The organism is Streptomyces sp. NBC_01352 (assembly GCF_036237295.1).
Classification (GTDB): Bacteria; Actinomycetota; Actinomycetes; order Streptomycetales; family Streptomycetaceae; genus Streptomyces; species Streptomyces plumbiresistens.
The window spans coordinates 6,182,410-6,201,779 of record NZ_CP108354.1 but is presented as its reverse complement, the minus strand read 5'-3'; the positions used below and the strand labels follow the sequence as shown (position 1 = coordinate 6,201,779).

General features: G+C 70.8%; 14 protein-coding genes. 8 read left to right on the top strand and 6 right to left on the bottom strand.

The genetic code is table 11. From position 1 onward, the window contains the following. Nucleotides 1-150: 150 nt before the first annotated feature. The 4 genes from OG252_RS28945 to OG252_RS28930 all read left to right on the top strand — a co-directional run bounded on the left by OG252_RS28945 (nt 151) and on the right by OG252_RS28930 (nt 7,045). Nucleotides 151-3,126 carry a D-alanyl-D-alanine carboxypeptidase gene (locus OG252_RS28945; protein WP_329339780.1) on the top strand — a complete coding sequence of 992 codons (2,976 nt, stop codon included), beginning with the start codon at nt 151-153 and terminating at the stop codon, nt 3,124-3,126. A gap of 151 nt (nt 3,127-3,277) precedes the next feature. Beyond that, a complete protein-coding gene (locus OG252_RS28940; protein WP_329339778.1) occupies nt 3,278-5,179 on the top strand; it encodes an MFS transporter in 1,902 nt (633 codons plus the stop codon). 168 nt (nt 5,180-5,347) lie between these two features. After that, nucleotides 5,348-6,205, top strand: a complete 858-nt coding sequence (locus tag OG252_RS28935) for a hypothetical protein (RefSeq protein WP_266437998.1) — start codon at nt 5,348-5,350, stop codon at nt 6,203-6,205. Between the two features lie 141 nt (nt 6,206-6,346). Beyond that, nucleotides 6,347-7,045, top strand: a complete 699-nt coding sequence (locus OG252_RS28930; protein ID WP_329345212.1) for a response regulator transcription factor — start codon at nt 6,347-6,349, stop codon at nt 7,043-7,045. A 42-nt stretch (nt 7,046-7,087) separates the two neighbouring features. Here the strand turns inward: OG252_RS28930 and OG252_RS28925 are convergent, their stop codons facing one another. After that, a complete protein-coding gene (locus OG252_RS28925) occupies nt 7,088-7,699 on the bottom strand; it encodes a TetR/AcrR family transcriptional regulator (RefSeq protein ID WP_329339776.1) in 612 nt (203 codons plus the stop codon). 281 nt (nt 7,700-7,980) lie between these two features. Between OG252_RS28925 and OG252_RS28920 the strand changes: the two genes are divergently transcribed. From OG252_RS28920 to OG252_RS28910, 3 genes are all read left to right on the top strand, one after another. Further along, on the top strand, nt 7,981-9,489 hold the full coding sequence (locus OG252_RS28920; protein WP_266437992.1) for an MFS transporter: 1,509 nt from the start codon (nt 7,981-7,983) through the stop codon (nt 9,487-9,489). A gap of 171 nt (nt 9,490-9,660) precedes the next feature. Next, entirely contained in the window at nt 9,661-10,446 is a 786-nt protein-coding gene (locus OG252_RS28915; RefSeq protein ID WP_329339773.1) for an SDR family oxidoreductase, read from the top strand. 161 nt (nt 10,447-10,607) lie between these two features. Continuing rightward, nucleotides 10,608-12,185: a sodium:solute symporter family protein gene (locus OG252_RS28910; RefSeq protein WP_329339771.1), complete on the top strand. Its 1,578-nt coding sequence runs from the start codon at nt 10,608-10,610 to the stop codon at nt 12,183-12,185. Nucleotides 12,186-12,187: 2 nt separating this feature from the next. Here OG252_RS28910 and OG252_RS28905 read toward each other — a convergent pair whose 3' ends face one another. Continuing rightward, the gene (locus OG252_RS28905) at nt 12,188-13,303 is read right to left on the bottom strand and encodes an ADP-ribosylglycohydrolase family protein (RefSeq protein WP_266437986.1); all 1,116 of its coding nucleotides are present in this window, start codon (nt 13,301-13,303) and stop codon (nt 12,188-12,190) included. Nucleotides 13,304-13,636: 333 nt separating this feature from the next. Here OG252_RS28905 and OG252_RS28900 point away from each other — a divergent pair, with 333 nt between their 5' ends. Further along, nucleotides 13,637-14,149 carry a DUF2165 domain-containing protein gene (locus OG252_RS28900; protein ID WP_266437983.1) on the top strand — a complete coding sequence of 171 codons (513 nt, stop codon included), beginning with the start codon at nt 13,637-13,639 and terminating at the stop codon, nt 14,147-14,149. On the opposite strand, the gene OG252_RS28895 is transcribed toward OG252_RS28900, so the two are convergent. From OG252_RS28895 to OG252_RS28880, 4 genes are all read right to left on the bottom strand, one after another. Further along, complete coding sequence (locus OG252_RS28895) at nt 14,142-14,708, bottom strand: hypothetical protein (protein ID WP_266437980.1); 567 nt, start codon at nt 14,706-14,708, stop codon at nt 14,142-14,144. The genes OG252_RS28900 and OG252_RS28895 overlap by 8 nt on opposite strands. Before the next feature lie 91 nt (nt 14,709-14,799). After that, the gene (locus OG252_RS28890; protein ID WP_329339768.1) at nt 14,800-15,675 is read right to left on the bottom strand and encodes a DUF4231 domain-containing protein; all 876 of its coding nucleotides are present in this window, start codon (nt 15,673-15,675) and stop codon (nt 14,800-14,802) included. 69 nt (nt 15,676-15,744) lie between these two features. After that, entirely contained in the window at nt 15,745-18,330 is a 2,586-nt protein-coding gene (locus OG252_RS28885) for a bifunctional FO biosynthesis protein CofGH (RefSeq protein WP_329339766.1), read from the bottom strand. Between the two features lie 69 nt (nt 18,331-18,399). Then, nucleotides 18,400-19,278 (bottom strand): LLM class F420-dependent oxidoreductase, encoded by an 879-nt coding sequence (locus OG252_RS28880; RefSeq protein ID WP_266437972.1) that lies wholly within the window; start codon nt 19,276-19,278, stop codon nt 18,400-18,402. Nucleotides 19,279-19,370 lie beyond the last annotated feature (92 nt).

Sequence of the window (19,370 nt, the reverse complement as noted above, 5' to 3'; positions counted from 1 at the left end):
GGGAACCGGTAGGTATGTCGTTCTCGTCTACCGTCCCGGGCAAGCCCACACACAGGACACTGGTACATGGTTCGGACACTGCGGCAGAGCGGTGTTCCGGGCGGCGGTTCACGGTTCGATAGGCGTACGGACACGGGTGGTGTCCGGCGCATGGAGGAGGCATCGGTGGCGGGCGAGTCCCCCGACAGGTCGAAGCAGCGCGAGTCGTCGGCAGAACCGACGTCGGGGAGCGCGGGCCCGGTTCCCGAGGCCAGGACGGAGTCCCCCGACCCCACCGAGAAGCGCGACCCGCGCCTCGCGGTGGCCCGGGAGCCCTCCGGCGCCGCCGCCACGGCCCGTGGCGGCGTCGACACGGCGACGAGGGTGTTCTCGGTACGGGAACTCACCGCGGAGGCGGAGAACGCCGAGGAGGCCGCTCCGGACACCGCGAAGGCGAAAGCCGGCGCCGGGACTCCGGAGGCCGACGCAGGAGAGGCCAAGGCCGACGCCGGGGAACCGGGGACCGAAGAGGCCGCGCAGGACGCCACGGAGGCCGCCAAGGACGCCGTGGGGCTGCAGGCCGACAGCTCCGAAGCCGAAGAGGCCGGGCAGGCCGCACAGGACGCCACAGAGCCGCAGGCTGACGCCGGGAAGCCGAAGGCCGACGAGCCCGCGCAGGACACCACCGAGGCGGAGGCCGACGCCCCGAAGCCCAAGGCCGACGAAGCCGCGCAGGACACCACCGAGACCGAGACGGCCGACGGGCCCGCCAAGGACGCCGTGGAGCCGCAGGCCGACAGCACCGACGCCGAAGAGGCCGAAGACGCCGCGCAGGACGCCACAGAGCCGCAGGCTGACGCCGGGAAGCCGGAGACCGACGAGGCAGCGCAGGACGCCACAGAGCCGCAGCCTGACGCCGCGAAGCCCGAGGCCGACGAAGCCGCGCAGGACACCACCGAGGCCGGGACGGCCGAGGAGGCCGCCAAGGACGCCGTGGGGCCGCAGGCCGACAGCTCCGACGCCGAAGAGGCCGCGAAGGGTGCCACGGAGCCGCAGGCTGACGCCGGGAAGCCGAAGGCCGACGAGCCCGCTCAGGACACCACCGAGGCCGAGACGGCCGACGGGCCCGCCAAGGACGCCGTGGAGCCGCAGGCCGACAGCACCGACGCCGAAGAGGCCGCGGACGCCGCGCAGGACACCACCGAGGCCGGGACGGCCGAGGAGGCCGCCAAGGACGCCGTGGAGCCGCAGGCCGACAGCTCCGACGCCGAAGAGGCCGGGCAGAACGCTGAGGTCGAGGACGGCGCTTCCGGTGCGGGTGGCGAGGTCGGTGTGACGGGTGACGTCCGGCTGCGGGACGCCGTGGCGGCGTGGGTGGCGTCCGCGGACGAAACGGCGGAGGCCGAGGACGCCGCGCCGGAGCCTGCGCAGGACGAGGCCGATGCGGAAGCGAACCAGACCTCCGACACGGGCACGGCGGCCCCCGACAGCGGCACCGATACCGGTACTCCGAAGAAGGGCGACGAGTCGCCCGGCGACGCCAAGCCCCCCGTGGACCAGCCCACCGCCGTCTTCAAGGCCGTACGGCCCTCCGCGCCCGCCGTGGATCAGCCGACGACCACGCTGAAGCTCGGCGATGCCGCGAAGCCGGCCGGGGACAAGGCCGAGTCGCCCGCCGAGCGGACCAGCAAGTTCGTGGCGCTGAAGCCGCTGGAGGACCCGGCGACGCGCAGGCCGGCGCCGAAGGCGCCCGATGCCACCACCGCGCTGCCGCAGGTGACGCAGGAGCCGAAGGCCAAGCCGCCCGCCGACGCCACGTCCTCCGTCCCCCAGGTGGGTCCGGAGCGGACGACTCAGCAGCCGTTGCCGCCGAGGCCGCCGTTGGATCTGCTGGCGGAGCTGACGAACACGCCGCCGCCTCCGGAGACCCCGGTCCGCACGATCGTGCGGCGGGTCAAGATCTGGACCCCGCTGGTGCTGCTGCTGGCGGTCGTGTTTGCGATCGTGCAGGCCGTACGACCGCTGCCGAGCCCCGAACTGACGCTGACCGCCGACGAGTCGTACACCTTCGAGGGCAGCAGGGCGAGCCTGCCCTGGCCGAGCGAGGGCCAGGGCTGGATGGACGTCAACGGCATCGGCACGATGGGCGACTTCGGCAAGCAGACGCCGGTCGCCATCGGGTCCGTGGCCAAGGCCATGACGGCGTACGTCGTGCTGAAGGACCACCCGCTGAAGTCGGGCGCGGAGGGGCCGAACGTCCCCGTCGACGCCACCGCCGAGAAGGAGGGCGGCTACAACAAGGACGGCGAGTCCACCCTCAACACCGTCAAGGCGGGCGACAAGCTCACCCTGCGGCAGGCCATCGCGGCCATCATGATCCCGTCCGCGAACAACATCGCGCGCCTGCTGGCCCGTTGGGACGCGGGCAACGAGGCGGACTTCATCAAGAAGATGAACGACGCCGCCGCGGACCTCGGCATGAAGAACACCACGTACACCGACGCCTCCGGCCTGAAGGAGACCACCGTCTCCACCGCCGAGGACCAGGTGAAGCTCGGCAACGAGCTGGTGAAGATGCCCGCCCTGATGGAGATCACGTCCATGGGCGAGTGGATCGATCCGTCCGGGCAGAAGGTGTACAACTACAACTATCTCGTCCCCTACAACGGTGCCATCGGCATCAAGACGGGCACCACCACCAAGGCCGGCGGCAACCTCCTCTTCGCGGCCCGCAAGGAGGTCGGCGGCGAGACCGTCACCCTGGTGGGTGCGATCCTCGGCCAGCACAAGGCGCCGATCATCCAGACCGTCAACGACGTCAGCAAGACCGCGATGCTGGGCGCCCAGGACGAGCTGGTCTCGGCGAAGATCCTGAAGAAGGGCGACGTCGTCGGGTACGTGGACGACGGGCTCGGGGGGCAGACGCCGGTGGTCCTCACCAAGGACGTCACCGCGGTCGGCTGGGCCGGGTTCAAGGTGCAGCTGTCCTTCGACGCCGACGACCTGCCCCACACCGCGAAGGCCGGCACCAAGGTCGGCACGCTCACCGTCGGTGACGGGTCCAACGGCGCGGTCAAGGTCCCGGTCGCCCTGCAACGGGACCTCGTCGAGCCGGCCTACACGGACAAGCTGACGCGTCTCGGCTGATCCGGTCCCATAAGTGCGCCGCATACGCCGCCGACCGGAGCCCGCCCGGGTTCCGGTCGGCGGTGTGCGTGCTAGCGTCACGAATCGGGGCAGGTCGCTCACGGGACGCGGCCGAGAACAGAAGACGGGACACCACGGGGAGTGCCTTCAGGTGGCCACAGCGGAGCCGACACGCACCGACGACACCGATCCGGGCCCGGGAGCCGGCCCGCGAATACGCGAGCCCGCACCGGACACGGAGGATCACGAGCACGGCCGTAGACCCTCCACGGTCGGATCCGGGTTCGGTTCGAGATTCGGTCCCGGGTCCAGGTTCGGTTCCCGGTTCAGAACCGCCTTCCTCGCCCTCCGCGAGCGCCTCCTGCGCCACCCCGTCCTTTCCGTCACCGCCCTCTCCGGCGCCCTGCACGTCGTCTGGTTCTTCACATTCGCGAACAGTGGCGGCGACCTCGCGGCGCAGGACGCGTGGGCCGAGTTCGTCGGCCGGCATCCGGACTCGGCGTACAACCTGGCCTGGTACGGCGGCATGCACCCGGTGTCGTACAGCGTGGTGTCGCCGTATCTGATGTCGGTCCTCGGTGTCCGTACGACGATGATGATCGCGGGGACGATCTCGGCCGGACTGCTGACGATGGTCCTCATCCGCAGCCGTTCGGTGAAGAACCCGCTGTGGGCCTCGCTCGCGGGCGTGTTCGCGTTCCTGTGCAACGCGGCGTCGGGGCGGGTGACGTTCGGGCTCGGCACGATGTTCGCGCTGGGCGCGGTCGCCGTCGTGTTCTGCTGGCCGTACCGCTGGCGCTACAAACGCTGGGCGAAGGCCCTGTGCGCGGCCCCGCTGGCCGCGCTCGCGACCATGGCGTCGCCGGTGGCGGGCCTGTTCGTGGGGCTCGTGGCGGCGGCGCTGTTCCTGCAGAAGCGCCGGCCGGGCGCCTGGGCGCTGGGCCTGGCGCCCTCGGCGGTCGTGGCGGTGTCCGCCTGGCTGTTTCCCTTCGCCGGCACCCAGCCGATGAAGATCGGCTCGGTGATCCTGCCGCTGCTGTACGCCCTCTTCGTGCTCTTCCTCGTCCCGCGCGAGTGGAAGACGGTCCGGCTCACGGCCGGGGTGTACGCCCTCTCGATCGTCCTGGTGTGGCTGGTCAGCTCGCAGATCGGCTCCAACATCTCGCGCCTCGCGATGCTGTTCGCGGGGGTGGCCCTGGTGGCCGCGCTGCCGTTCGCGGTGCCGCGCACGCGCAAGTGGTACGCGATCGTGGTGGCCTTCGCCGGCTTCACCACGTGGATCGGCTTCAAGTCGGTCGACGACGTCGTCCATACGACCCCGACGGCGTCCTGGGCGCGTGAGCTGGCGCCGCTCGTGAACGAACTCCAGGAGGTCGGCGCCGAGAAGGGCCGCGTCGAGGTCGTACCGGCCGCCTCCCACCGCGAGGCCTCCGCGCTCGCCCCGTACGTCAACCTGGCCCGTGGCTGGAACCGCCAGGCCGACATGGAACGCAACCCGCTCTTCTACGACGACACCCTCAACTCGGCGAACTACCACGAATGGCTCAAGCGCTGGGCCGTGCACTTCGTGGTCCTGCCGAAGGACACGCCGGACGGCGACGGAGGCGAGCGCGAGCGGCAGCTGGTGCAGCGGGGCATGCCGTATCTGAAGCAGATCTGGGGCGACGCCAACTGGCAGCTGTTCCGGGTGACCGACCCGGCGCCGCTGGCCGAGCCGAACGCCGTTGTCGAGCGGGCCGCGCAGGGCGAGATGACCATGCAGGTGAAGAAGGCGGGGCGGATTCTCATCCGGATCCCGTACTCGCCGTGGCTGAGCATCGTCGACGCCGAGGGCAACAAGCTGAAGCCGCCGCAGGAGACGGACGCCTCCAAGGACCGGGCCGACGGGACGCCGAAGACGTACGACAACGTCAACGGCTGCCTGATGGAGACGGAGGAGGACGCGGAGGGCGACAAGTGGACGATGCTTCTTGCTCCGCAGGCGGGGACGTACCGGCTGGCCGCGCCTTATACGGTGCCGCGGGGAACTCCTTGCCCCGACGAGTTGAAGTGACCGTGGGCGGGGTGGGCCTCCGGGGGCGCCGCCCCCAGACCCCCGGCCTGTGCCCACCCGCCACCCGTCACCCGTCTCGATCGGACGAGAAGTGGCCCCTCAGGGATTTCAGGCGGAGCGGGTGGCATCCCTCTCCCAATCTGACGTGTCGTCAGCTAGACCGGACCCATGACAGACGACGCGACGCACGCACCCGAAACCCGCAGCCACCTGTACGCGGAACTGGCCGCCGTGGGCCCCTACGGAGCCGACCTCGGACACGCGCTCATCACCATGGTCGAGCCGCACCCCGGCCGGGAGCGCGAGTACAACCGCTGGTACGAAGACGACCACTACATCGCCGGCGCGATGGCGATGCCCTGGCTGTACGCCGGACGCCGGTGGGTCGCCACGCGGGACCTGCAACTCCTGCGCTACCCCCCGGCCTCCGCCGTGGCGCAGCCGGTGACGGCGGGGTGCTACATATCCGTCTACTGGATGACCGCGGGCCGCTACGCCGACCACATGCGGTGGACCGTCGGCATCAACAAGCGCCTCAACCGTGACCACCGGGTCTTCCAGGACCGCACGCACGTTTTCACCGCGTTCCAGGACCACGTGGCGACCGTCTACCGCGACGGCGGGAGCGGCCCGCGTGACATCCACGCCCTCGACCACCCCTACGCCGGGCTCGTCGTCCAGGTCATCGACGCCGGCTCCCCCGGCAACCGCGGGGAGCTGCTCGCGTGGCTGCGCGAGGACCACCTTCCGAAACGGCTGGCGGGCTCGCCCGCGGCCATGGTGACCGTCTTCGCGCCGACGCCTCTGCCCGTGGACCGGATGAGCTACGTCAAGCCGGTCGAGGGGGTCGGGACCCGGCTGACCCTGCTGTGGTTCCTCCAGCGCGACCCCCGCGACGGCTGGCGCGACCACTTCGCGGACCTGGACACGGCTGTCGCGGCTTCGGGGCTGGGCGACGTGCAGCTCGTCGCACCGTTCATCCCGACGGTGCCCGGGACGGACCGTTACGTGGACGAGCTGCGGTGAGCCCTGCGGCGACCGTGCTCGGCAGCACCAAGGTGTGACCCACACCACAAGAAGAACGATGCCGTTTCGATAACGCGGAGCGCTACCGTAAAGGAAGTGAACGAAACAGTTTCGTTCAGAAACAGCATGGAGAAGACAGGCATGGTCTCCGTACTCATCGTCAATGACCAGTCCCTGCACCGCTACGCCCTGCGCGTGTGCCTGACCGCCGAGCCCGACCTGGTCGTCGTCGGCGAAGCCGCGAGCGGGGCCGACGCGGTCACCATGAGCGCCGCACTCCGTCCCGACATCGTCCTCATGGCCGGCCGCCCGTCCGAGCGGTACGGCATCGAGGCCATCCGGCGCATCGCACGGCCCTCGCACCTGCCCGAGCCCCTGGCACCCACCGATGCGGCAGGGCCCCCGCCTCGCGTACTCGTTCTGACCCCGACCGGCCACCAGGAATACGCCTACGCCGCCCTGCGGGCCGGAGCCGGCGGATTCCTCCTCGACGACGCGTCCCCGGACGAAGTGACCGCGGCCATCCGTGCCGTGGCCGCCGGGGACGCCGTGATCACCCCCGTCCTGACTCGCGCGCTCATAGACGTCGTCCGCCAACAGCGCGCCGCCCGCCCCCTCGGTCGGGACATCGGCCTCGGCACCCTCACCGGACGCGAACGCGACGTCCTCACCGCTGTGGCCTCGGGCTGGTCCAACGCCGAGATCGCCGAACGGCTGTCCATCGCCCCGACCACCGTCAAGTCCCACGTCAGCCACATCCTCGCCAAGACCGGCGCCCGCGCTCGCGTGCAGGCGGTGGCCCTCGCCTACGAATCCGGCCTGGTGCGGCCGGCCGCCTGACGCATACCGCGCGGCCGCGGGCAATCGACCACGGAGGCCGAATCAAGCCCCAGGGCAGCCGCCGGCCCCTGTCGCGAGAAGGCCGTTGACCACCACGGCCGCCAGCGTTTCGGCCGTGGCGGTGAGCTGTTCCGAGGAGAAGTTCGCGGGCCTGCCCAGGCGTCGGGCCAGAGGCGTGTCCAGCATGCCCGCGACGGGAGGGATGACGGCGAAGAACAACACGTCCATCGAGATGGGCGTCATGCGCTCGGAGGCCACGAGCCGCTCGATGGCGGCCATCATCGGCTGCAGGGTCGGGGCGATGTAACGCTCGTACAGGTACTCCAACCGCTCGGTGTCCTGGGAGAGCTCGTCGACGAAGATCCGTCCGATCAGGGGTGTGTCCACGGCGGACCGGTAGAAGCCGGTGATCGCCCGCCGCAGATACTCGGCATCGTCGGCCGAGGGATCCACCTGCGGCAGACCCGCCAGCTGCGCGCCCAGGGCAGCGTCCATCACCGCACGCCAGAACGCCGCCTTTGCCCCGTACCGGTCGTTGATGAAGTTGTGGCTGACGCCCAGACGGCGGGCCAGCTCGCGGGCGGAAGCACGGTCGTATCCCAGCTCCGCGAAGGCCTCCAGTCCCCGCTGCATGATGGCCTCTTCCTCGGGCACCGCGGGAGTGTCCGCGCCGGGGCGTCCCGGCCTTCGAGCGAATTCGGCTGTCGCGCCCATCCTGCCTCCATGCCTTGTTGCCGGCCCCTACGTGGCGAGTACTCCCAGGTCGCACTGTGCCAGGGCCATCGTACGAGCCCACGAAAGACTCACTTGACACTTGTCAGATTACCGCTAATCTGACAAGCGTCAGACGCTTCCTGGGCGAGCATGCCGCGCGGCGTCGGCTCACCAGCCGGATCCTCTTCCGCCCTCCTGTCCATGTTTCTGGAGTGTTCGCCATGCCCGACGCCTCCACCGACACCTCTGTCGGTACGACAGTCACTTCCCTGCCGTCAGGCCAGAAGTCACCCGGCCACCGCTGGTGGATCCTCGCCGTCATCGGCGTGGCCCAGCTGATGGTCGTGCTGGACGCCACGATCGTGAACATCGCGATGCCCTCCGCACAGGAGGACCTGGGTTTCTCCAACGGAGACCGGCAGTGGGTCGTCACCGCCTACGCGCTCGCCTTCGGCAGCCTGCTCCTGCTCGGCGGCCGCATCGCCGACCTCTACGGGCGCAAGATGACCTTCCTGGTCGGCCTGGTCGGCTTCGCCGGTGCCTCCGCCCTCGGCGGTGCCGCGGGAAGCTTCGAGATGCTCATCGCCGCCCGTGCGGGACAGGGCATGTTCGGTGCCCTGCTCGCCCCGGCCGCGCTGTCCCTGCTGAACACGACCTTCACCGACCCCAAGGAACGCGCCAAGGCCTTCGGCATCTACGGGGCCATCGCCGGCTCCGGCGGCGCCATCGGCCTGCTGCTCGGCGGAGTGCTGACCGAGTACCTCGACTGGCGCTGGACCCTCTACGTCAACCTCGCCTTCGCCGTCGTCGCCCTGGTCGGCGGTGCACTGCTGCTCCAGCGCTCCACGCGCGACAAGAACGTGAAGATCGACATCCCCGGCACCGTCCTGGTCACCAGCGGCCTGTTCTGCCTGGTCTACGGCTTCTCCAACGCCGAGAGCAAGGACTGGAGCTCCCCGGCCACCTGGGGCCTCCTGCTCGCCGGCACCGTCCTGCTCGCCGCGTTCACCTGGTGGCAGACCCGCTCCGCCCACCCCCTGCTGCCCCTGCGCATCCTGCTCGACCGCAACCGCGGCGCCTCCTTCGTCGCCCTGCTGATCTCCGGCGCCGGCATGTTCGGTGTCTTCCTCTTCCTCACCTACTACCTGCAGTTGAGCCTCGGCTACACCCCCGTCAAGACCGGACTGGCCTTCCTGCCCATGGTCGGCGGGCTGATGGTCGCCGCGATCCTCGCCACCAGCACGCTCATCCCCCGCTTCGGTCCCAGGCCGGTGGTGTCGCTGGGCATGGGCCTCGCCGCCGCGGCACTGGTCCTGCTGACCACCCTCGACCTGAACAGCAGCTACCTCACGCACATCCTGCCCCCGCTCGTCGTCGTGGGCTTCGGCATCGGCCTGGTGATGGCCCCGGCCATGAGCCTGGCCACCGCGGGTGTGGGCGCCGAGGACGCCGGCGTGGCCTCCGCCACCGTCAACACCATGCAGCAGATCGGCGGCTCCCTCGGCACGGCCCTGCTGAACACCCTCTCCGCCAGTGCCGTCACCGACTACCTGGTCGGCAAGAACCCCAAGGACCCGGCCGTCCTCGCCCAGGCCAGCCTGGAGTCCTACTCCACCGCCTACTGGTGGTCGGCCGCCTTCTTCGCCGTCGGCCTGATCGTCAGCGTTCTCCTCTACCGGCGTGGCGTACCGGCCGCCGACCCCGATGCCGCACCCGTGGTGCACATGTGAGGTCCTGGTCGGGGCGTTACCGCCCCCGCGACTCCTGAGCGGCCCGCCGGATGCCCGGCGGGCCGCTTCAGAACCTTGTCCGCTGCGACTCCCTTCCCCTTCCCCTTCCTCGGCGGGGCGCCCATACTCTGACGCTCCGTCAGATAATGCGCCAGAGCCGGGGAGGACCCCATGTCACTGCTCGCAGGCAAGACCGTCGTCGTGTCGGGAGTCGGGGCCGGGCTCGGCCGTCAGGTCGCGGCGGCCGTCGTACGGGACGGCGGGAACGCGGTGCTGGGGGCGCGGACCGGGGCGAACCTCGCCAAGAGCGCGGCCGAAATCGATCCGGACGGGGCGCACACGGCGTACCGGGCGACCGACGTCACCGACGAGGGGCAGTGCGGGGCGCTGGCGGAGCTGGCGCGGGAGCGGTTCGGGCGGATCGACGCGGTGGTCCATGTGGCGGCCTGGGACAGCTACTTCGGCGGCCTGGAGGACGCCGACTTCACGACCTGGCAGTCCGTCATCGACGTGAACCTGCTGGGGACGCTGCGGATGACGCGGGCCTGTCTGCCGGGGCTGAAGGCGGGCGGGGGCTCGGTGGTGTTCATCGGTACGCAGTCGGCGGTGGCGGCTCCGTCGCAGGTGCGGCAGGCGGCGTACGCGGCGTCGAAGGGGGCGCTGACCAGCGCGATGTACTCGCTGGCGCGGGAGCTCGGGCCGTACCGCATCCGGGTCAACACAGTGCTGCCGGGCTGGATGTGGGGTCCGCCGGTGCGGGCGTATGTCCAGTTCACGGCGCAGACGGAGGGCGTGCCGGAGGCGGAGGTGCTGGAGCGGCTGAGTGGCCGGATGGCGCTGCCCGAGCTCGCCTCGGACGCGGACGTGGCGGACGCGGCGGTGTTTCTGGCCTCGGACCGGTCGCGGGCGATCACGGGGCAGTCGCTGCTGGTCAACGCGGGGGAGCTGATGCGCTGACCTAACCCTTTTCAGCCAACCTGGAGTTCATATACATAAACCAGGAACAGCTCTCAGAACAATTTTACGTGCTCTTGACCATCCGCTTGCTTGCCGCGGGCATGTCACCGAACCCAGAGTTCACATGCCTGACCCTGGCCACGGACCCTGGAAGGGGGCACATGAACAGTCTCGACTGGGCCGTGCTCATCGGCTACTTCGGCGTGATGGTCGCAATCGGCGTCTGGTCGCACAAGCGGGTGGACAACGTCAGCGACTTCTTCACGGCCGGCGGCAAGATGCCCTGGTGGCTCTCCGGCATCTCCCACCACATGTCGGGCTACAGCGCGGTGATGTTCACCGGGTACGCGGGCATCGCCTACACCTACGGCGTGACGTCCTTCGTGACCTGGTCCTTCCCCATCGCGCTCGGCATCGCCATCGGCTCGAAGCTGTTCGCCCCGCGCATCAACCGGCTGCGGTCGCGACTCCATGTCGCCTCACCGCTGGAGTACCTGAAGAACCGTTACGACCTCAAGACCCAGCAGGCCCTGGCCTGGTCCGGCATGCTGCTGAAGATCGTCGACGTCGGCGCGAAGTGGGCCGCGATCGCGACCCTGCTTTCGGTCTTCACCGGTATCTCGCTCAACCAGGGCATCCTCATCACCGGCACCATCACGGCGGTCTACTGCACGATCGGCGGCCTGTGGGCGGACGCGCTGACCGAGCTGGGCCAGTTCGTCATCCAGCTCCTCGCCGGTGTCGCGATGTTCGTCGCCGTGGTCATGGAACTCGGTGACAGGAACATCGGATTCATCGACGCCTGGGACCAGCCGGCCCTCCAGGGCCACGAGAAGCCGCTGGTCGCCGACTACGGCGCGGTGTTCCTGCTGGCGTTCCTCTTCATCAAGCTCTTCGAGTACAACGGCGGCATGCTCAACCAGGCCCAGCGCTACATGGCCACCTCCAGCCCCCGCGAGGCCGAGCGCTCGGCGAGGCTGTCGGCGGTTCTCTGGCTGGTCTGGCCCCTGGTCCTCTTCTACCCCATGTGGATGTCGCCGCTGCTGGTGGAGTCCCAGAAGCCGGACGGCTCCGACTCCTACGGCCTGATGACCGAACAGCTCCTGCCGCACGGCCTGTTGGGCCTGGTCATCGTCGGCTTCTTCTCCCACACCATGGCCATGTGCTCCTCCGACGCCAACGCGATCGCCGCCGTCTTCACCCGGGACGTGGCGCCGGTGATCTCGACGCGGGCCCGGAGCTGGAGCCAGCGCTCGGGGCTGATCGCGGCGCGGCTCGCGACGGTCGTCTTCCTCGGTCTGTCGATGGCGGCGGCCACCCAGGTCAACTCCCCCGCCTTCAAGGACATCATCACCGTCGTCATCAAGTGGGTCGCCGGCCTGATGGGCCCGATGGCCATCCCGATGATGCTCGGCCTGCTGCGCCCGTTCCGCCGCTCGGGCCCGACGGCCGCGCTCACCAGCTGGTCCATGGGTCTGTTCGCCTTCTGGCTGGTCAACTACCCGATCAACTGGAACGTCGACGGCGGCGTCCCGCTCCAGTACCAGGTGTCGATCCCACTGGCCGTCTCCCTGGTCCTCTACATCCTCATCGGCTTCCTCAAGCCGGAGGACACCCCGGAACGCCTCGCGATCATCGAGACGATCAACACGGACGGGGACGGGACCGCCGGCGCCGCGGCGATCCCGACGCCGGCGGACCCCATGGACAAGGTGGGTCCGGCACCGGTCAAGGACTGAGGTCACGCCCGCGGATAGCGGGCGAGCCACCCGGGGGACGACCCGGCCGGGCCGTGCAGTGCGGGCCCCTGGGTCATCTCCATCGCGAAGTCGTCCGCCAGTTCCAGCAGAGTGGGACGGCCCTCCAGCTCGGCCAGCCAGGCCGGCGGGAGGGCCGTCTCGCCGTGCAGGGCGCCGAGCAGGCCGCCGGTGAGCGCGCCCGCGGCGGCGGAGGGCCCGTCGTGGTTGACCGACAGACACAGCCCGTGCCGTACGTCCTCCCCCACGAGCGCGCAGTACACGGCGGCGGACAGCAGCCCCTCCGCCGTACCGTCCCCGATCAGCTCCTCCACCCGGGCCGGAGCGGGCATGCCCTGCCGTACGGCGCCCAGCGCGTGCTGCAGCCCGTCCGACACGGGCTCGTGCCCGGGCCGGACGGCGAGCAGCGCGAGGGCCCGCTGCACGGCAGCGTCGAGACTCTCGCTGCGGGCGAGCGAGTGCACGATCACGGCGTACGCGCCGGCGGCCAGACACGCGGTGGGATGCCCGTGGGTCTGCGCGGCACACTCCACGGCGAGCTGTACGACGAGTTGCGGCTCCCACCCCACCAGCAGCCCGAAGGGCGCGGACCGGGCGGCGGCCTCCGGACCGGCCTCACCGGCGTTCTTGGGCGAGTCCAGCGTCCCCATGGTGTCGTCGCCGAGCCCGAGCAGCAGGGGCCGGGTGGGATCCCGCCGGGCATACAGCCACTCCTCCCGCGCGAGCCACCCGTCGTCCTTGCGCCGCTCGTCGGGACCCCAGTCACGCTGGGTGGCGAACCAGCGCAGATACGCCCGGTGCACGTCGGTGGGCGGATGCCAGGCGCCGGTGTCGCGGCGCACCTGGGCGCGTATCAGCCCGTCCACGGTGAACAGGGTCAGCTGCGTGAGATGACTGACCGCGCCGCGCCGCCCGTACCCGAACCCGAGATCGAGCAGCCCCTCCGCCCCGTACTCCTCCCGTATCTCCGCCAGCCCGAGCCCGTCCACCGGCGCGCCCAGCGCGTCCCCGACGGCCACCCCGAGCAGGGTCCCCCGCACCCGCCCCCGAAAATCCTGCTGCTCGGCCCGCCCCCAGACGGCCCCGGCTGTCGCACCCACCAAGACCTCCCACGGCACCGTCCACTCGTACGACAGTTCAGCACTGTAATCGAACGGGGACGGGGAGTTCAGGGGCGAATCGGTATGCCGGGAGTGACCGGAGTGGGCTGGTGTGGTCGGTCTGGCCGGTCGTGGCCCGGCCAACGATCAGCATCGGCTGAGCGGTCGTCCGGCCGCGGGCAGCCTCGGCGGCGTCACCCCAAGGACACCGACCGGTTCCCCAAGTCCGCGTGGTCCAAGGCCAGTTCGGCGTCCTCGCCCGCGCATCCCGCCCGCCACCAGTCTGGCTCAATCGGTACCGGCACCCCGCGTCAGGCAGGAAAGATGGCCGCCATGGCCACTACAACCTCACGCAGCGCTCTCTCCCTCACCGCCACCCTCCTCACCGCCACCGTCGCCCTCTACATGGCGCTCGTCGCTTTCGGGAACATCACGGACTTCGGGACGAATCAGCAGTTCGTGCAGCACGTGCTCGCCATGGATACGACGTTCAAGGACGACGACCTGATGTGGAGAGCCATCACCAGCAAGGGACTTCAGGACGCGGCGTATGTCGCGATCATCGTGTGGGAGACGGTCGCCGCGCTCGTCCTGCTCTACGGGACGTGGCTGTGGGTGCGGAGGGATCACGCGGGTGCCCGGCGGATTTCGACGTACGGCCTGCTGATGGTCATGCTGCTGTTCGGTGCCGGGTTCATCGCGATCGGCGGCGAGTGGTTCTCGATGTGGCAGTCCGGGGACTGGAACGGGCTGGACGCGGCGACGCGGGCGTTCGTGTTCAGCGGGGTCGTGCTGCTGGTGGTGAACCTGCCGCTCGGGGACGCGGGCACACGCTCCGCTAGCTGACCACCACGACCGTCGTCCCCGTCTCCCCGAACGTCCACAGCGCGTCCCCGTCGGCCGTCTTCATGCGGATGCCGCCCGTCTGGACACCGGCGGCCGGCGGGGGCGGCGAGGAGCCGTCCACCGCACTGGAGAAGGCGATGTTGACGCCGGACGCGGTGGCGAAGTAGACGATGTGCTCGATCTGCACGCCGTCCGAGCCCGTCGTCGCGTCCGTGCGGGTACCGACCGTGTAGGTGCCCGGGCCGGGATCGACGGTGCCCGGCCAGACCGCGAAGGTACGGCGGGACGCGTCGCTCGCGTCGACCAGCCAGACCCGCTTCTGCCCCAGGGAGTAGACGATGCGCCGCCCGGTGCCGGAGCCGTCCGGCACCGCGGCCGGCGCCGCGGACTTGGTGGGCGTGGGCTGTACGCCCGCCGAAGCGGTCGGTCGGGCGGCCGTGGCGGTCGGGTGCGGCCCCTTGTCCGCCTCCACGGCCAGGACGGAGACCGCCACAACCGCGCCCACCGTCAGGCCGGTCACCCAGACCCACGAGGGAAGCCGTCGGGCAGGCACGGGCACGCATCTCCTCAGCGACGGACAGACAGCTGTGCGACCCCCACATCGAGGGTCCGATCATCGTACTGTGAGCCCGTCGGCGCCGGATCCCACCTCACCCCGCCCCCCGCGACGCCCGCCACATCGTGTGCTCGCGGCTGATCGCCTCCTCCGCGTCCGCGACCTCCTGGGCCCAGGCGGCTTCCCCGGCCTGGGTCAGCCGGTCGTGGACGACGCTGAGCTCGGTGGCGGCGAAGGTGTAGGCACGGCCCAGCGTCTCGTACTGCCGCACCGCGAACCACGCCGAGCCGGCGCCCAGGACGGCCGCGAGGACCCCGGCGAGATCGAAGTCCAGCACACCGGTGAGCCGCAGCACCGCCGCCGTCAGGCCGAGTCCCTCGACGGCGATGAGCAGCAGCCGCCAGCGCCGCGCCCGTACGACGTTCGCCTGCGCCTTGTTCGTGTACCAGCCCAGCTGATCCTCGACGCGATGCCGTACGTACGCCTTCTTCCGGGCGGCGAAGTCCTGGCCGCGCAGGTCGTTCATGGCGTCCGTGACCGCGGCCGACCCCATCGGGACGAGGCTCGTGGCGGGCGCCTCCCTGACCAACTCCCGTAAGCGCTCCAGGAAGCGGAGCTGGGCCTCGCCCTGCGGCACGTCGGCCGGGAACGGGGTCCCGCCCACCGCGTACCGCCAGGCGAGCGTCTTCGTGGACTCGGCCAGCGCCCGGCCGTCGTACCAGGCCTGCTCCGGCCGCTCGGCCAGCAGCCAGACCTCCACCAGCAGCGTCGCGACGAAGACCGCGACCAGGGCGAGAAACGCCGCCCGGTGATCGAGGACCCCGCACGCCGCCGCGGCCACCGCCAGCAGCAGCCGCCACTTCGTACCCCCGATGTAGCGGCGCTGGCCGGTCAGCGAGGCGGCGTCCGAGGAGCGGAACACCACCGGCAGATCGTCGTCGCGCAGTCCACCCGTCGTCGTTCCGCTCACCCGTCGTCCCCCTCGCCACCGGATCAAAGGCGCCAACCGGCCCTTTCTACTGCCCGGCCGGGGCCCGGGTCAGTCCAACACCGGCAACAACTCCGGCAGATGCCCGTCCGACACTGCTGCCGCCCGCTGCCGTTCCTCGGAGACCTCGCCGTACAGGGTCGTCCGCGGCTTCGACGGGCGGCCGGCCGCCTCCGCCACCTCGATCAGGTCCTTGACGGACTTGTACGAGCCGTAGGAGGAGCCCGCCATGCGGGAGATGGTCTCCTCCATGAGGGTGCCGCCGAGGTCGTTCGCGCCGGAGCGGAGCATTTCGGCCGCGCCCTCGGTGCCCAGCTTCACCCAGCTGGTCTGGATGTTGGGGATGTGCGGGTGCAGCAACAACCGGGCCATCGCCGTCACCGCCCGGTTGTCCCGCATGGTCGGGCCGGGGCGGGCGATGCCCGCCAGGTACACCGGCGCGTTCGTGTGGATGAAGGGGAGGGTGACGAACTCCGTGAAGCCGCCCGTCCGTTGCTGGATGCCGGCCAGCGTGCGCAGGTGCCCCAGCCAGTGCCTCGGCTGGTCCACGTGGCCGTACATCATCGTCGAGGACGAGCGGATGCCCAGCTCGTGGGCCGTGCTGACCACCTCGATCCAGGTGGCCGTCGGCAGCTTGCCCTTGGTGAGGATCCAGCGGACCTCGTCGTCGAGGATCTCGGCGGCCGTGCCGGGGATGGAGTCGAGGCCGGCCTCCTTCGCGGCCGTGAGCCACTCGCGGATGGACAGGCCCGTGCGCGTGGCGCCGTTCACGACCTCCATCGGGGAGAAGGCGTGCACGTGCATGCCGGGGACGCGGGTCTTGACCGCCTTCGCGATGTCGAAGTACGCCGTCCCGGGCAGGTCGGGATGGATGCCGCCCTGCATGCAGACCTCCACGGCGCCCACCTCCCAGGCCTGTTGGGCGCGGTCGGCGACCTGGTCCAGGGAGAGGGTGTAGGCGTCGGCGTCCGTGCGGCGCTGGGCGAAGGCGCAGAAGCGGCAGCCGGTGTAGCAGACGTTGGTGAAGTTGATGTTCCGCGTGACGATGTAGGTGACGTCGTCGCCGACCATCGACTTGCGGACGTCGTCGGCGATGCGGGTGAGCGCGTCCAGCGCCGGGCCGTCCGCGTGCAGCAGGGCGAGGGCCTCCTCGTCGGTGAGGCGGGTCGGGTCGTCCGCCGCCGTCGCCAGTGCCGCGCGTACGTCCGTGTCGATGCGCTCCGGCACCATGCCGGGGACGGCCGCCTCGCGCAGGGCGGCCCAGTCGCCGTACACCTCGTCGAAGTCGTCGCGGCGGTCGGACGTACGGCCCTCGGTGTCGATCGACACATGGAGATCCGTACGGCCGGACGCGGTGAACGCCTCCTCCGGCTCCTGCCACGGATGCCCCTCGACGACGGCGTCCGGGCGGGCGAGTCCGGTCTCCGGGTCCGCGAGCGCCCGTACGTGCGGGCGCAGCCGCGGGTCCAGCCAGGGCTCGCCGCGCTGCACGAACTCGGGGTACACGCACAGGCGTTCGCGCAGTTCGAAGCCGACGGCGGCCGACCTCTCGGACAGTTTCTCGATCTGGGGCCAGGGGCGTTCCGGGTTGACGTGGTCGATGGTCAGCGGGGACACCCCGCCCCAGTCGTCGATGCCGGCGCCGATCAGCCGCTCGTACTCGGAGTCCACGAGGTTCGGCGGGGCCTGGAGACAGGCGGACGGGCCCATGATGTGCCGGGCGACCGCCACCGTGGCGACCAGCTCGTCCAGTTCCGCGTCCGGCATGCCGCGCATCGCGGTGTCCGGCTTGGCGCGGAAGTTCTGGATGATCAGTTCCTGGATCGAGTGGTAGGCCCGGGACACCTTCCGCAGCGCGAACAGCGACTCCGCCCGCTCCTCGTACGTCTCGCCGATCCCTATGAGGATGCCGGACGTGAAGGGGACGGAGGAACGGCCGGCGTCCTCGAGCACCCGCAGCCGGACGGCGGGCTCCTTGTCCGGGGAGCCGTAGTGCGGGCCGCCGGGCTCGGACCAGAGCCGCTCGGCGGTCGTCTCCAGCATCATGCCCATGGACGGGGCGACGGGCTTGAGGCGCTGGAAGTCCGTCCAGGACAGCACGCCGGGGTTGAGGTGCGGCAGCAGGCCCGTCTCCTCCAGGATGCGGATGGAGATGGCGCGGACGTACGCGATCGTGTCGTCGTAGCCGTGCGCGTCGAGCCATTCGCGCGCCTCCGGCCACCGGTCCTCGGGCTTGTCGCCGAGGGTGATCAGGGCTTCCTTGCAGCCGAGGGCGGCGCCTCGGCGGGCCACGTCGAGGACCTCGTCCGGGGACATGAACATCCCGTGCCCCTCGCGGCGCAGCTTGCCGGGGACGGTGACGAAGGTGCAGTAGTGGCACTTGTCCCGGCACAGCCGGGTGAGGGGGATGAAGACACTCTTGGAGTAGGTGATGACGCCGGGGCGGCCCGCCGCCTGAAGGCCCGCGTCGCGCACGCGGGCGGCGGACGCGGTGAGGTCCTCCAGGGCCTCACCTCGGGCCTGGAGCAGCACCGCGGCCTCGGCGGCGTCGAGGGCGACGCCGTCCCTGGCGCGTTTGAGGGCGCGACGCATGGAGTTCTCGGTGGGGCCGGTTCCGGGGGTCGCGGAAGTCGTCATCCTTCGAGCATACGAGCGACGTGATCAGTGCAGTCAGGAACCGTCCGATTCGTCCCCGCCCGCCCGGCGTTACACGGTGTCACGGGCGGTGTCACCGACGGCGGGGAGATAACGGGCACAGTCGTCCAGGACGCCCAGCACCTCCGCCTCCCCGGCCGGCGGCAGCTGCACCACGACCTCCTCGATGCCCAGCTCGGCGTAGTGCGCCAGCTTGCCTGGCGAGGGGTGGACGGCGTACGGGACGATCTGGAGGGCCGCCGGGTCGCGGCCCGCATCCGCCCAGGCGGCGCGCAGCACGGGCAGCGACTCCGACAGGCCGCGGCCGCCGATCGGCAGCCACCCGTCGGCGTACTCGCAGATGTGCGCGAAGAGTTTCGGCCCGGCCGCCCCGCCGACCAGCGTGCGCGGACCGACCACCGGGCCGCGCGGCTTCTGTACCGGTTTGGGGTACGCGAAGCTCGCCCGGACGCTCCCGAACTCCCCCTCGTGCGCCGTCGGCTCCTCGCTCCACAGCGCCCGCATCAGCGCCATCCGGTCCCGGACGAGCTCGCGCCGGGTGCGCCACTCGACACCGTGGTCGGCGGCCTCCTCGACGTTCCAGCCGAAGCCGAGGCCGAGGGTGAGGCGGCCGCCGGAGAGGTGGTCGACGCTCGCGACCTGCTTGGCGAGGTCGATCGGGTCGTGCTGGGCGACCAGGGTGATGCCGGTGCCCAGGCCGAGCCGCTCGGTGACCGCCGCGGCCTGGCCGAGGGCGACGAAGGGGTCGAGGGTGCGGCCGTACTCGGGCGGCAGCTCGCCGCCCGCCGGGTACGGGCTGGTCCGCTCGACGGGGATGTGCGTGTGCTCGGGCAGGTACAGCCCGGCGAACCCGCGCTGCTCCAGCTCGCGGGCGAGCCGGGTCGGGGTGATCGTCTCGTCGGTGAGGAAGATCGTCACGGAGATACGCATGGCTCATCTGTACCGGCTTCGCGCCCATCTGTCCATACCGACCGGTCGGCATCTTTAGTGACATCCAGAGGGGCGGCACCAATTCCCCTGTC